We start from the raw sequence: 12,909 nt of genomic DNA on the forward strand, positions 1-12,909 counted from the left end.
AGCCGCCGACTCAAGAAAACCCGATACCTTATGATAAGGTATCGGGTTTTTGTATGAGCTTAGAATATCGGGTCGGCCTCGACGATAACCTTAACATGGGTTAGAGTGCGGTCCTCCGGTCCTTTGACGGGCAGGCCGATCTCCACATGGTCGAGGATATAATCGATGTTATCCTGTGTAATAACTTCTCCGGGAAGCAGTATCGGAATACCCGGGGGATAGACATATATGAATTCTGCGATAATGCGGTCGGCCGATTCCTTGAACGGTACAAGTTCCGTATCGGCGTAGAAAGCATCCCGCGGAGTTAGCGCAAGCTGCGGAATTTCCGGAACCTGCACTTTGAGCTCGTAGATATCGCCTTTACCATAATGGATGGCCGACAATACCCGGAGCGCCGATATAAGTTTGTCTACGGATTGCTGGGTATCTCCTGGCGTAATTAGACAAAGAATATTATACATGTCACTCATTTCGACTTCGATATTATACTTCTCACGCAGCCAGTTCTCCGCTTCCCAGCCCGTAATGCCCAGATGGCGCACATGAATGCTCAGCTTCGTGGGGTCGTGATCGTAGGTGGCTTCCGTACCAAGAATCTCGTTGCCGAAGCTGTACAGGCCCTCGAGTTCATTAACCGCTGCTCTGGCATACTTGGCCAGCTCAATCGCGTGAGCCGCCATATCATGGCCGTTCATCGCGAGATGGCGTCTAGCCGTATCGAGGGAAGCGAGCAGAATGTAGGAGGTTGAAGTTGTCGTCAGCATGCTCAGCATCGTCTGAACACGCTGCGGGTTAATGAGGCCGGTGTCGGCATTAACATTGAGCACCGAACTCTGGGTCATGGAGCCGCCGAGCTTATGAACACTTGTGGCGGCCATATCCGCACCCGCCTGCATCGCCGACATCGGCAGCTCCTCGTGGAAATGGATCAGAACGCCGTGAGCCTCGTCTACAAGCACGGGAACGCCGTAGCTGTGGGCAAGCTCTACAATCGAGCGAAGATCGGCGCATACCCCGAAGTAAGTCGGGTTGATGACGAGCACCCCTTTGGCGTCCGGATGGCGCTGCAGGGCGCGTTTAAGAGAACTGGTCGTAATGCCGTGGTCGATGCCAAGGTTCTCGTCCTGCACCGGAGAGACGAAGATCGGCTTGGCTCCCGAGAAGATGATGGCGGACATGACCGATTTGTGAACATTGCGGGGTACGATAATCTTCTCCCCGGGAGAGCAGACAGACAGAATCATCGTTATAATGGCTCCGCTTGTGCCTTGAACGCTGAAATAAGTATAATCCGCTCCAAACGCTTCCGCAGCCAGGTTCTGCGCCTGGGCGATTACGCCTTTGGGCTGATGCAGGTCGTCGAGCGGTGCAATATTGATCAGATCTATGGAAAAGATGTTATCACCGACAAATTCCTTGAACTCGGGATCGGTTCCGGCACCTTTTTTATGACCGGGAATATGAAATTGCACCGGATTTCCGGCAGCGTGCTTTTTTAGAGCCGTGAAGAGAGGGGTAAGCGATTGATCCATTAATACTCCCACAACCTTTCTACAAGTAAAGTCGCAAACAAAAGAAGTATAACAAAACCATCATCATAATACTAGGATGTGATGTAATGCCCACCAAAACGGAGCAGCGGATGCATATCAATCTGGCATCGCCGTTTATTATCGAGATGTGGATTATCATTTTTTTGGTTGAATTTGTAAAAGGATCGCTGCTTGTCGCGCTGCTGCCCGTCTATATGGAGAATATACTCGGGCTGTCCGTCACGGTGGTCGGTCTGGCCTTTGCGCTGCAATACTTGGGCGATAATCTGTTCCGCAGTCCCTCGGGCTGGATCATGGAACGGATCGGGTACCGATGGACGATGACCGGAGCGCTGCTCATGATCGCGGTGGCCGTCGTTCTCATTATTTATGCCAAAGACGCGGTGTCGCTGTCGCTGGCCTGCCTGATCTTAGGGATGGGTACATCCCCTCTCTGGCCTTGCGTGATGACCGGCGTGACGGAGCTGGCCGGCTCCACCAAAAGCGGAAGCAGCGGCGCGGCCATGGGGGCTGTGGAGATGGCTTCCCTGGCCGGGACGGGCATCGGGCCGATTACGGTCAACTTCCTGATGGAGCATGGCCATCAGAGCTACCGCGCCGTATTCTTCGTGCTGCTGGCCTTTGCCGTGGCGGTGGTCGCAGTCGCCCTGCTGCTGCCCCCCAGGATTGCCCACGGGTTCCATGCCGTTAGCCAAGGCGGAGATGGGCCCGGAAATGCTCATCCGAAGCTGACCCCGCTAAAGAACCTGAAGCGAAAGCTGCTTCAGGTAAGGCAGTCACTGAAGGTCAGCCGGCTGTTGTACCCGGCGCTGTTCCTGCAGGCATTCGCAATCGGACTGATGACCCCGGTCGTTACCCTGTTTACCCGGACGGAGCTGAACCTGACACCGTCCCAGTTCAATCTGCTGCTGATTGCCGGAGGCGGCATTACTGTGCTGGCCCTGATTCCGGCGGGCAGGCTGGTGGACAGGATCGGCACGAAAGCTTTTCTCAATGTCGGCTTCCTGCTTGCCGCGGTTTCGCTCGCGGCCTTCTCTATGGTTCGCTGGCTTCCGTTCGTGTTTGTCGTCGTCCCCTTGGTCGGAGTCAGCTACGCTTTTATTTTGCCAGCTTGGAACGCCTTCCTTGCCAAGCAGGTGCCCAAAGGCGAGCGCGGTACGGTATGGGGATTGTTTCTCACCTTGCAGGGCTCGGGGATGGTGGCAGGCCCTATTGTTTCCGGCAAGCTGTGGGATTCGGTCGGCCATGGCACTCCCTTTGTAGCGAGTGCATGCGTTATGGTGCTGCTGTTCGTCCTGCATCTGGCCATCGTGCGCCGCACGAAGCTGAGAACCGGACAATCACATTAAGCTTTCGCCGGGCACAATAAAACCGCCTGTTCTCCAGGGATCTGGAGAACAGGCGGTTTTACTTTGTTCGAGGAGGGCGGCCGTCGTAGGCGGGCCGTTTAGAACGACATCCGGTACAGGGGAAGCAGCGTCTCGAACGTCTGTTCAATCACTTGAAGAAGGGCTTGTCCATCCCTGAGGACCGGATTCTCGTTTCCGATCCGCAGTCCGCAGGTGACTTCCGCCTTCTTTACTTCTTTAAGACGGCGCGCCAGCTCGGAGACACGGGCATCGTCCATGTCCGATTGCGGCGTTCCATGCGCGTCCAGATGGTCCGTGGACCAGAAATAATGGCCCGGCAGCCGCTCCCGGACTGCGGCTGCGCCGCCGGACAGCGCGTCGGCGAAAATGGCTTTGTTCGGGCTCTCGTAAATAATCGCGAACACGATGAACAGATGGCTCTGAAACAGGCCGGTCTGGAAATGAGGCAGCGCTTTGTAACCTCTTTTGCCGGGTCCCCAGGCCACCCAGGTATCATTCGGCGGATGCACCGTGCGGCGGGCGTGCTTGGCTACATGAGGAAACATCTCCTCCCCGCACAGGGCGGATAGAAACGGGGCAACTTCGTCACCGAGCGCCGTCAGCTTGGGCCGAACCTTAGAGATTAGGGCGTCCATCCTGGGCTCGAGACCGTCAATGCCAAATACTTCAAAATCTTCTGCTGCAAATCCGTTGAACGACATATAGTGTAGTGTCACCTCTTAGTAGGATGTACTGAATTCATCATGCCGCGCGGCATATATCCGCGAAAAAGGCGTTTGGAATGATGGTGCAGCGGGTAAAAATAGTCAATAAACCAAGTTCCCGCTACATAAACTGAAGTATAAAATAAGTGTAGGATGAACGCAAAGATCATCACTGCGTCCGCTTATATTTTATCGGCTGCAGTCACTACTTCCGTAAGGGTAAAGACGCCAATGACAAGTGCCGGTTTTGCTATTCGCAAAACGTAAAGGAGGGAGTGCCGTGAATAAGAACGACGAGGTGGAGTATTGCAACCTGGAGCTCCGGTTTGACCGGATGCACATTCAGAATTTGATCAAGGACCTGATTCAGGAAGGCTATTCCTTGTATTGGAGCGAGAGCGACAGCCTGTTTGTGATCTCGGTCCGTACCGGGCGCAAGCTTGTCAAGCTGCGGTTTCAACGGATTAAAGACGGCTACAAGCTGGTAGGCGATTACATGATACGCGACGCACGTCTTTCCGAGTGGATGGAGAAACTGATTGGCGATATGCGCGGCCATGCCGTCGTCAAGCGTTTTCGCGACCGTCAGATCATCATCGAAAATATTTTGTTCGGCGAAGTGATCCGCCTCGTGGAAATATCGGGCTATCAGCAGAAAGTGCTCTATCAGAAAGGACCTTTGCTGTCGGATCAGGAGCTGACGAAGATGTTCTACTCAACCCTGGGCGAAGAGCGCGTCCGCGAGCGCAGATTGGAAGTCGACGAGGAACTGGACCGGCTGAGCGACGCTTTGGCCCGGGGTGATAAGCAGCAGGTGAAGCTTTCCAAGGAAAAGCTTGTGTTTTTAACGAAGGAACTAATGAAGTTGGAATGGTAAATCCAGTAAGTGTTAGGCGAAGATTAGGCACCTCTGGGAAAGGGGTGTCTTCGATTTGCAAGGCAATTTTCCGGAGGGGTTCACTTCTGCTGAAAAAAGCGTTAGAATAGTTACATTGCGGGTTAAATTTCGTAATAGAAGCATTTTGTCAATGAAATTGATCTCTTAATGCTTCACACAAAATAAAAGCGTACAAAGGGTGGAGGACCAGATGGCAAAACAACAAATCGGCGTTATCGGCCTGGCTGTAATGGGCAAGAATTTGGCACTTAACATCGAGAGCAGAGGCTTTACCGTATCCGTATTCAACCGTTCCCCTGAGAAGACTCATGACCTTCTCAAAGAAGCGGAAGGCAAAAATCTCACCGGCACTTTTACTATTGAGGAATTCGTTCAGTCGCTGGAAACTCCACGCAGAATTCTGATCATGGTTCAAGCAGGCAAAGCGACCGATGCGACCATAGAGCAATTGATTCCACATTTGGATCAGGGCGACATTATCATCGACGGAGGCAATGCCTACTTCCCGGATACAATCCGCCGCAACAAGGAACTGGAGGAAAAAGGCTTCCGCTTTATCGGCACCGGCGTATCCGGCGGCGAAGAAGGCGCGCTGAAAGGACCTTCCATCATGCCTGGCGGTCAGGAAAGCGCGTATGAATTGGTAGAACCGATCCTCACAGCGATCTCGGCCAAAGTGAACGGAGAACCTTGCTGTACATATATCGGACCGGACGGAGCGGGCCATTACGTGAAGATGGTGCATAACGGCATCGAGTACGGCGATATGCAGCTCATCTGCGAAGCGTACCAGCTCCTCAAAGACGTTGTGGGCCTTGATGAAAAAGAACTGCATGCGACTTTCGCCGAGTGGAACAAAGGCGAGCTCGACAGCTATCTGATCGAGATTACGAAGGACATCTTCGCGCAGTATGACAAAGAAACCGGCAAGCCGATGGTCGACGTCATCCTCGACGCCGCGGGTCAAAAAGGCACAGGCAAATGGACAAGCCAAAGCTCGCTGGATCTGGGCGTGCCGCTGTCCATGATTACGGAATCCGTATTCTCCCGCTTCCTCTCCGCAATGAAAGAAGAGCGCGTGGAAGCCAGCAAGGTGCTAAGCGGACCGGCCGCCGGCGCGTTTGACGGAGACAAAGCCGAGTTTATCGAGAATGTCCGCAGAGCGCTGTTCGCGAGCAAAATTGTTTCCTACGCCCAAGGCTTCGCACAGCTGCGCGTTGCTTCCGATGAATACGGCTGGAATCTGAAATACGGCAATCTGGCCAAAATCTGGCGCGGCGGCTGCATTATCCGTTCCCGCTTCCTGCAGAACATTACCGATGCTTATGAGAACAATCCAGAGCTCAAGAACCTGCTTCTCGATCCGTTCTTCAAGGAAATCATGACTTCTTACCAGGATGCATGGCGCAAGGTGGTTGCAGAAGCCGTTACCCGCGGCATCCCGGTTCCGGGCTTCGCAAGCGCCCTGGCTTACTACGACAGCTACCGCACGGAGCGTCTGCCGGCAAACCTGCTGCAAGCCCAGCGCGACTACTTCGGCGCACATACATTTAAACGCGTGGACAAGGAAGGCATCTTCCACCACGAGTGGATCGCTGAAGCGCAATCGGAATAACACGCCTTTCACGCTTTCACGGCCCGGAAGAGTCCGCCTTCAGGCGATTCTTTCGGGCTTTTTTTACAATAACGCCGCCTTGGGCAGAGGAATGATTGTGCTGCGTTTTCACACTGTGTTATGATAAGTCCAAAATATTGAGTAGGTGAGCGTATGTCTGGAGACGAGATGCCGTGGAACACCAGGCCGGCTAATACCGGAAATCTGATTCTGATCGGAATGATGGCAACAGGGAAATCGAGTGTAGGCGCTGTATTAGCCGAGCAGCTTGGCTATGAGCTCGTGGATCTGGATCATGAAATTATCCGGAAAGAGGGCCGGAGCGTATCCGAGATTTTTGCGGAAGAAGGAGAAGGATACTTCAGAGCCGTGGAGACGGAAGTTTTACGGCAGACGGTACAGAGCAGTCGGCAGGTGATCGCCACTGGAGGAGGCGCGGTGCTGGCGCCGGTAAATAGGGGCATGATGATAGAGAATGGAATCGTAGTGGCACTCAGCGCCACGGCGGAGGATATTATATCCCGGGTAGCCGGAGACAACAAACGGCCGCTGCTGGCCGGCAATGCGGAAGAACGCGTAAGACGAATTCTGGAAGAACGAAAAGACGCCTACAGCTTCGCACATTGCACGGTCGATACGACGGACTTATCAGCGGCACAAGTGTCTCTTCATATTTTAATGCACTACCGCGTTTTAGCTTTTAAGCACGTTGGCTAGTTTTCCAGCAGTTCGTTCCATCCGATCATGCCGCCGCTCAGGTTGGCAACACCGCTATAGCCTTGGGCATACAAGTATTCGCATACCCGCTGGCTCCGGGAACCGGAACGGCAAATAAAAATAACCTCGGCATCCTCCGGGATATCGGAGGTACGGTACGGAATATCTCCCATGGGAATATGCTCTGCGCCAGAGATCATACCGAGAGCCACTTCGTCATCTTCTCTGACGTCGATAAGAACCAATTCTTCACCGGATTCAATGCGCTGACGCAGCTCCGGGGCTGTAATTTGGGGAATACCATTCATGGATATGACCTCTTTCCTTGACAAGAATGGTTTAATGATAACATAAGGGCGGAATACCCTGTCAAACCAGGAGTGTCCCGCATCCAATATACAACTATAAGGAGAACTGGAATATGGACGTTATTGTAAGGCCTACGCCGGTACTAAACGGGGAAATCGGAGCTTTGTCCTCCAAAAATTACACGACGCGCTATCTGCTGGTTGCCGCGCTGTCAGAAGGCACGAGTACGATCTATCATCCGGCGCACAGCGAGGACAGCGACGCTATACGCCGCTGTATCCGCGATCTGGGAGCGGAACTTACAGAGGACGACGAGAAGATCGTCATCAAAGGCTTCGGCCGCCGTCCCATTGACGTCAAGGAGCTTAATGTAGGCAATGCCGGCGCGGTGCTGCGCTTCCTGATGGCGGTTGCCTCCCTGTGCCCAGAGGTGACCTTTGTGAATACATACCCCGACTCGCTCGGCAAGCGTCCGCATGACGACCTGATCGACGCCCTCGGCCAGCTTGGAGTAGAGGTCCAGCATAATGAAGGCCGGCTGCCGATCACGATCCGTGGCGGAAACCCCAAGGGAGGCCGCATCACTGTCTCCGGAGCCGTCAGCTCCCAGTATTTGAGCGCGCTGCTGTTCTTGACGCCGCTGCTTGAGGAAGACAGCGAGATCATTGTGCTGAACGATCTAAAATCGAAAGTGGTTGTAGGGCAGACGCTGGAGGTGCTGGAGCAGGCCGGAATCGTCATCCACGCAGCTGACGACTATATGTCGTTCAAGGTGCCGGGCGGGCAGTCCTATGAGGCCAAATCGTACACGGTGCAGGGTGATTATCCCGGTTCGGCAGCCGTGCTTGCGGCTGCGGCCGTAACGAAGTCCGACGTGAAGATCCAGCGTTTGGCTGAGCGCAGCCGGCAGGGGGAAAGAGCAATTATCGATGTGCTGCGTATGATGGAAGTACCGCTCACCCATGAGAACGGAACGGTGCATGTGCAGGGGAACGGACGCCTGAAGGCCGTAGAATTCGACGGGGACGCGGCTACGGATGCCGTGCTCGCGATGGTTGCCGCCGCCGTGTTTGCGGAGGGAACCTCCAGGTTTTATAATGTGGAGAATCTGCGATATAAGGAATGTGACCGCATCACCGATTATTTGGCGGAGCTGAGCAAGGCTGGGGCGAAGGTCGAAGAACGGCGGGACGAGATCATCGTTCATGGCATGCCGGAAGGCGTCGCCGGCGGCGTAACGATTAACGCGCACTTCGACCATCGCGTCATTATGGCCTTAACGGTCGTCGGGCTTCGGGCAGCGAAGCCGCTGCTGATTAAGGATGCGCATCATGTCGCCAAATCATATCCGCAGTATTTTGACCATTTGCAGGCGCTCGGCGCGGATGTTGAGTGGGTAAAATAAGTGCGGTGCCGATAATTTCTGAGACAAAGGAGGCTGAAACCTATGGCATTTGAGAATCCATCCAGGGAACAGATCGGGGACATCCTGGCCTCCGCCGGCAATATTGCCGTTGTGGGACTGTCCGACAAGAGTGACCGGACGTCCTACATGGTCGCTTACGCCATGCAGCTCAAGGGCTACCGGATCATTCCGGTTAACCCGATGGTGAGCGGCGAGATCCTCGGGGAGAAGTGCTATCATTCGCTTGCGGAGATTCCGGAGCCGGTCGACATAGTGAATGTGTTCCGCCGCAGTGAGTTCTGCGCCGAGACGGCCCGCGAGGCTGCGGCTATCGGCGCCAAGGTGTTGTGGCTGCAGCAGGGGATTGTCAGTCAGGAAGCTGCGGAAATTGCCGCAGAGGCTGGCATGACGGCAATCATGGACCGCTGCATCAAGGTCGAGGAAGCGATAACGATGAATGGGCGGAACCGTAACGTAAAGTAAGTGACAATATGCTAAAGAACGTCCTGACCGAAAGGGAAGGGCGTTTTTTGCGCGTATGTACCCATGAACAAATAGACTCGGCATGGTATATTTTGGTAATATGAAAATGTACTAGCTTATTCTTTTGACAAAACGGAACACAGGCCGTACCATTCAATATAGTAAGAAAGGAGAGATACATCTTGAACTGGCTCGGATCATTGCAGCAGCTTGGGAGAGCCATCATGCTTCCCACTATGGTGCTGCCGGCGGCGGCCATTCTGCTCAGCCTGGGGAGCCTGCCATGGTCTGCCTGGGGGCTGGCTTCGGTTGCCGAAGTAGCGACCTATGCGGGTCAGGGGATTTTTTATTATATGCCTTATCTGTTTGCGGTCGGAGTCGCATGGGGATTATCCAATCAAGCCGGACCCGCGGGACTTGCGGCGCTTGCGGGAATGTTCACCTATGACCGGATTGTTATGAAACTGGGAGACGGCGCACTGCAGCCCGCGACGCTGATCGGCATTCTGCTAGGAATTGTCGCCGGCATTGCCCATAACCGGTTAAAAAATATCAAGCTTCCAGAGGCGATCCAGTTTTTCGGAGGATCGCGTTTTGTTCTGCTCTTTATGGGAATGTTCTCCGCGCTGTTCGCCTGGGTCATGCTCGGCGTCTCGCCGCTGATTCAGCATGGCCTTGAAGATCTGCTGCAATTCGTCGGCCGGACGGGAGGATTTGGGCTGTTTGTATACGGGGTATTGTACAGGGTGCTGACGGCCTTTGGGCTTCACCACATTTTGAACAACGTATTCTGGTTCCAACTGGGAACGTTTACGACGCCGGATGGCTCAGTTGTTCAGGGGGACCTTCCTCGTTTTTTTGCCGGCGATCCTACAGCGGGCAGCTTCATGGCGGGACTGTTTCCGATCATGATGTTCGCGCTTCCCGCCATTGCGTTTGCCATAATTCAGGAAGCCCGCGAAGATTTGAAGCCCCAGATCAAAAAAACGTTTCTGCGGGCAGCGCTCGTCTGCTTCCTGACAGGCGTGTCCGAGCAGATCGAGTTCGCCTTTCTATTCGCCTCGCCTTATCTGTTCGCTCTACATACGATCATGTCCGGGCTCGCCATGGCGCTTACGTCCGCGCTTGGAATTTATCACGGCTTCTCCTATTCGGCAGGGGCCATTGACTTCATATTGAACCTTCATTTGGCCCGGCGCGCCTGGCTGCTGATTCCGATCGGTCTGGTGTACGGAATGGTCTATTACCATCTGTTCCGCTGGGCGATCCGCCGATTTCAGATTCCGACGCCAGGGCGGGAGGAAGGCTCTGAGCTTGGCGATTGGGCCGGCAATATACCGTACCAGGCTCCGCTTATTTTGCAGGCGCTTGGCGGCAAGGAGAATGTTGTGCAGGTCCAGGCCTGCATTACCCGTTTGCGGCTTACGGTGTATAATGACCGCCAGATCGATACGGGCGCGCTTAAGAGCCTCGGCTCCGCCGGCATCATCAAATTGGGCGGGGGGAATGTACAGGTTGTCTTCGGCACTTACTCCGAGCTGATCCGCGAGGAAATCAACAAGCTGATGCTGCGCGATCTGCCGCAGGTGCTGTTCAACGCTCCCATGCAGGGCAAAATGCTGCCGATCGAAGAGGTGCCCGATCATATTTTTGCGCAAAAATTGGTCGGTGACGGGGTTGCTTTTATCCCGGAAAAGGGAGAGCTGGTCTCACCGGTATTCGGTAAAGTGATGCACATTTATCCCACGATGCATGCCATCGGCATAGCCACGCCGGAAGGGCTGGAGGTGCTTATGCATATCGGTATCGATACGTCGCAGCTTAAAGGCCCATTCCAGTCGGATGTCAAAGAGGGGGATAGCGTTGAGCCCGGTCAGCTGTTGGTTAGGTTTGATTTGGACTATCTGAAGGAGCATGCCGCTTCGCTGGCCACCCCAATGGTTATTACCAATCCAGAACGCGTCAAATCCTGGAGCTACGCTCCGTTTAAAAATGTGAAAAAAGGACAGTCTTCGGTGATGTCTGTCGTATTGCACGAAAGCAATGTTGGAGGGGTAGAATCATGATAAAAGGTATAGGGGCCGCGGCGGGTGTTGCCATCGGAAAGGCCTTCGTTCTGCCGAACTGGGAATGGAGCATGCCGGAGACGCAGGTAAACCCGGTAGATCTGGCTAAAGAATTTGAGCGTTTGTATGAAGGGATTCGAACCTCCAAGGACGAGATTGAGTTTATTAAAAAAGAATTCAGAGAGGTTGTCGGTCCCGAGGAATCGAGCATTTTTGATGCTCATCTGGCAATTCTGGATGATCCGGTATTCATGAGCGAAATCCGCGGAATTATAGAGAGGCAGTACAAAGCGGCGGAGGTGGCAGTCAAAGAGGCGATCGATCACTTTGTGGCCATGTTCGACCTGCTGGACGACGAGTATATGAAGGAACGGGCCGTCGATATCAAGGATGTCGGCAACCGGCTGCTGAAGCATCTGCTTGGGGCGCCGGAGGTTACGCTGCCTTCGGATACAAAACCCTACATTCTGGTGGCGAAAGAGCTTTCCCCTTCTCAACTGGCCCATCTAAATCCTAATTATGTACTTGGTATCATAACCATGATGGGGGGCAAAACGTCGCATTCCTCCATTATGGCGCGAGCGCTCGGCATTCCGCTTGTGGCCGGCCTGGAGAATAAGCTCCAAACCCCGATCCAGACCGGGGACTTCCTGATCATCGATGGGGATAACGGTAATCTTATCATGAACCCTGATAAAGCCACAGCCGAGCATTACAGCGTTGTGCGCGACAGACAGCGGGAGAAGAGGGAACAACTGGAGCTATTGTCCTCGGTAGAGGCAATGACCAAGGATAGAGTTAGGATGCGGCTCGCAAGCAATATCAGCTCCGTGAAGGAACTGGATATGGCTTTGAAATACGGAGCCGAGGGCGTCGGCTTGTTCCGGACGGAATTTCTGTATATGGACCGGAAGACGTTTCCGACCGAAGAGGAGCAGTACGAGGTATATAAGCTTGTGGCGGAGAAGGTTGGCGAGCATTCGGTTGTCATCCGCACTCTGGATATCGGGGGAGACAAGCACCTGGACTATTTTCAGCTTCCGGAGGAACAAAATCCTTTCCTGGGCTACCGGGCCATCCGGATCTGCCTTGACCAGAAAGAGATGTTCAAGACGCAGTTGACGGCAATCCTTCGCGCAAGCGTCCATGGCAATATCAAAATGATGTTTCCGATGATCTCTTCGATTGAAGAGGTAAGAGAAGCCAAGGCCGTGCTCGAGGAAGTAAAACAGGATTTGGACCGCCAGGGAATTCCATACGACCGCAAGCTGCCGGTCGGCATTATGATTGAGGTGCCGGCCGCGGTAATGATCGCCGATTTTTTAGCGGAAGAGGTGGACTTTTTCAGCATTGGAACGAATGATTTGGTGCAGTATGTGCTTGCGGTTGACCGGATGAACGAGCAGATTGCGCATTTATACCATCCGTATCATCCGGCAGTGCTGCGTATGATCCGCACAACCGTGGAATCCGCGAAGGCAGCCGGCATTGGCGTCAGCGTCTGCGGTGAACTGGCCGGCGACGAGCGTTCTCTGCCGCTGTGGCTGGAACTGGGTGTCAACGACCTTAGCATGTCGCCGCAGGCGCTGCTGAGGGTCAAGCACCGGACACTGAATACGACGGCCTCCGAGGCAAGGGAAGTCGCCAAGCAATGCTTCCGGAACCGGGAAATTACGGAGAGCGAGAAGCAGCTCACTCAGTTTCTCGACAAACACATCATTCAGCATGTTATGAAGGGTGATGCTTAACAATTGAAAATATAGATGAATGGGGGGTCCGGCAAGAT

11 protein-coding genes are annotated in these 12,909 nt (G+C 53.9%); 8 read left to right on the forward strand and 3 right to left on the reverse strand.

From position 1 onward, the window contains the following. Positions 1-59: 59 nt before the first annotated feature. The gene (locus tag KP014_RS15680) at positions 60-1,535 is read right to left on the reverse strand and encodes an aminotransferase class I/II-fold pyridoxal phosphate-dependent enzyme (protein WP_090833909.1); all 1,476 of its coding nucleotides are present in this window, start codon (positions 1,533-1,535) and stop codon (positions 60-62) included. Between the two features lie 86 nt (positions 1,536-1,621). On the opposite strand from KP014_RS15680, the gene KP014_RS15685 reads away from it, so the two are divergent. Continuing rightward, positions 1,622-2,905, forward strand: coding sequence for an MFS transporter (locus KP014_RS15685; RefSeq protein ID WP_051499382.1), 1,284 nt, complete (start codon positions 1,622-1,624; stop codon positions 2,903-2,905). Positions 2,906-3,003: 98 nt separating this feature from the next. Here the strand turns inward: KP014_RS15685 and KP014_RS15690 are convergent, their stop codons facing one another. After that, a complete protein-coding gene (locus KP014_RS15690) occupies positions 3,004-3,627 on the reverse strand; it encodes a DUF1054 domain-containing protein (RefSeq protein ID WP_090833910.1) in 624 nt (207 codons plus the stop codon). A 283-nt stretch (positions 3,628-3,910) separates the two neighbouring features. Between KP014_RS15690 and KP014_RS15695 the strand changes: the two genes are divergently transcribed. From KP014_RS15695 to KP014_RS15705, 3 genes are all read left to right on the forward strand, one after another. Then, positions 3,911-4,507 (forward strand): hypothetical protein, encoded by a 597-nt coding sequence (locus KP014_RS15695; protein WP_036593266.1) that lies wholly within the window; start codon positions 3,911-3,913, stop codon positions 4,505-4,507. Between the two features lie 211 nt (positions 4,508-4,718). Further along, the gene (gndA, locus tag KP014_RS15700; protein ID WP_036593268.1) at positions 4,719-6,143 is read left to right on the forward strand and encodes an NADP-dependent phosphogluconate dehydrogenase; all 1,425 of its coding nucleotides are present in this window, start codon (positions 4,719-4,721) and stop codon (positions 6,141-6,143) included. A gap of 153 nt (positions 6,144-6,296) precedes the next feature. Beyond that, entirely contained in the window at positions 6,297-6,860 is a 564-nt protein-coding gene (locus tag KP014_RS15705; RefSeq protein ID WP_246590512.1) for a shikimate kinase, read from the forward strand. Here the strand turns inward: KP014_RS15705 and KP014_RS15710 are convergent. Continuing rightward, positions 6,857-7,168 carry a rhodanese-like domain-containing protein gene (locus tag KP014_RS15710; RefSeq protein WP_036593273.1) on the reverse strand — a complete coding sequence of 104 codons (312 nt, stop codon included), beginning with the start codon at positions 7,166-7,168 and terminating at the stop codon, positions 6,857-6,859. The two genes, KP014_RS15705 and KP014_RS15710, sit on opposite strands and share 4 nt — an antisense overlap. 113 nt (positions 7,169-7,281) lie before the next feature. Here KP014_RS15710 and aroA point away from each other — a divergent pair, with 113 nt between their 5' ends. The 4 genes from aroA to ptsP all read left to right on the forward strand — a co-directional run bounded on the left by aroA (position 7,282) and on the right by ptsP (position 12,871). Further along, a complete protein-coding gene (gene aroA, locus KP014_RS15715; RefSeq protein ID WP_090833911.1) occupies positions 7,282-8,574 on the forward strand; it encodes a 3-phosphoshikimate 1-carboxyvinyltransferase in 1,293 nt (430 codons plus the stop codon). Positions 8,575-8,616: 42 nt separating this feature from the next. After that, positions 8,617-9,057, forward strand: a complete 441-nt coding sequence (locus KP014_RS15720; RefSeq protein ID WP_036601023.1) for a CoA-binding protein — start codon at positions 8,617-8,619, stop codon at positions 9,055-9,057. Positions 9,058-9,239: 182 nt separating this feature from the next. Continuing rightward, a complete protein-coding gene (locus KP014_RS15725; protein ID WP_036601026.1) occupies positions 9,240-11,123 on the forward strand; it encodes a glucose PTS transporter subunit IIA in 1,884 nt (627 codons plus the stop codon). Further along, the gene (ptsP, locus tag KP014_RS15730) at positions 11,120-12,871 is read left to right on the forward strand and encodes a phosphoenolpyruvate--protein phosphotransferase (RefSeq protein ID WP_036601028.1); all 1,752 of its coding nucleotides are present in this window, start codon (positions 11,120-11,122) and stop codon (positions 12,869-12,871) included. Before KP014_RS15725 ends, ptsP begins: the two co-directional genes overlap by 4 nt. Positions 12,872-12,909 lie beyond the last annotated feature (38 nt).

It is taken from the genome of Paenibacillus sophorae (assembly GCF_018966525.1).
GTDB classification, from domain to species: domain Bacteria; phylum Bacillota; class Bacilli; order Paenibacillales; family Paenibacillaceae; genus Paenibacillus_AQ; species Paenibacillus_AQ sophorae.

What these genes read in the sequence shown, in the direction of transcription:
- KP014_RS15680 (WP_090833909.1), bottom strand. Translation starts at nt 1,535, where the DNA reads ATGGATCAATCGCTTACCCCTCTCTTCACGGCTCTAAAAAAGCACGCT.
- KP014_RS15685 (WP_051499382.1), top strand. Translation starts at nt 1,622, where the DNA reads ATGCCCACCAAAACGGAGCAGCGGATGCATATCAATCTGGCATCGCCG.
- KP014_RS15690 (WP_090833910.1), bottom strand. Translation starts at nt 3,627, where the DNA reads ATGTCGTTCAACGGATTTGCAGCAGAAGATTTTGAAGTATTTGGCATT.
- gndA (WP_036593268.1), top strand. Translation starts at nt 4,719, where the DNA reads ATGGCAAAACAACAAATCGGCGTTATCGGCCTGGCTGTAATGGGCAAG.
- KP014_RS15705 (WP_246590512.1), top strand. Translation starts at nt 6,297, where the DNA reads ATGTCTGGAGACGAGATGCCGTGGAACACCAGGCCGGCTAATACCGGA.
- KP014_RS15710 (WP_036593273.1), bottom strand. Translation starts at nt 7,168, where the DNA reads ATGAATGGTATTCCCCAAATTACAGCCCCGGAGCTGCGTCAGCGCATT.
- aroA (WP_090833911.1), top strand. Translation starts at nt 7,282, where the DNA reads ATGGACGTTATTGTAAGGCCTACGCCGGTACTAAACGGGGAAATCGGA.
- KP014_RS15720 (WP_036601023.1), top strand. Translation starts at nt 8,617, where the DNA reads ATGGCATTTGAGAATCCATCCAGGGAACAGATCGGGGACATCCTGGCC.
- ptsP (WP_036601028.1), top strand. Translation starts at nt 11,120, where the DNA reads ATGATAAAAGGTATAGGGGCCGCGGCGGGTGTTGCCATCGGAAAGGCC.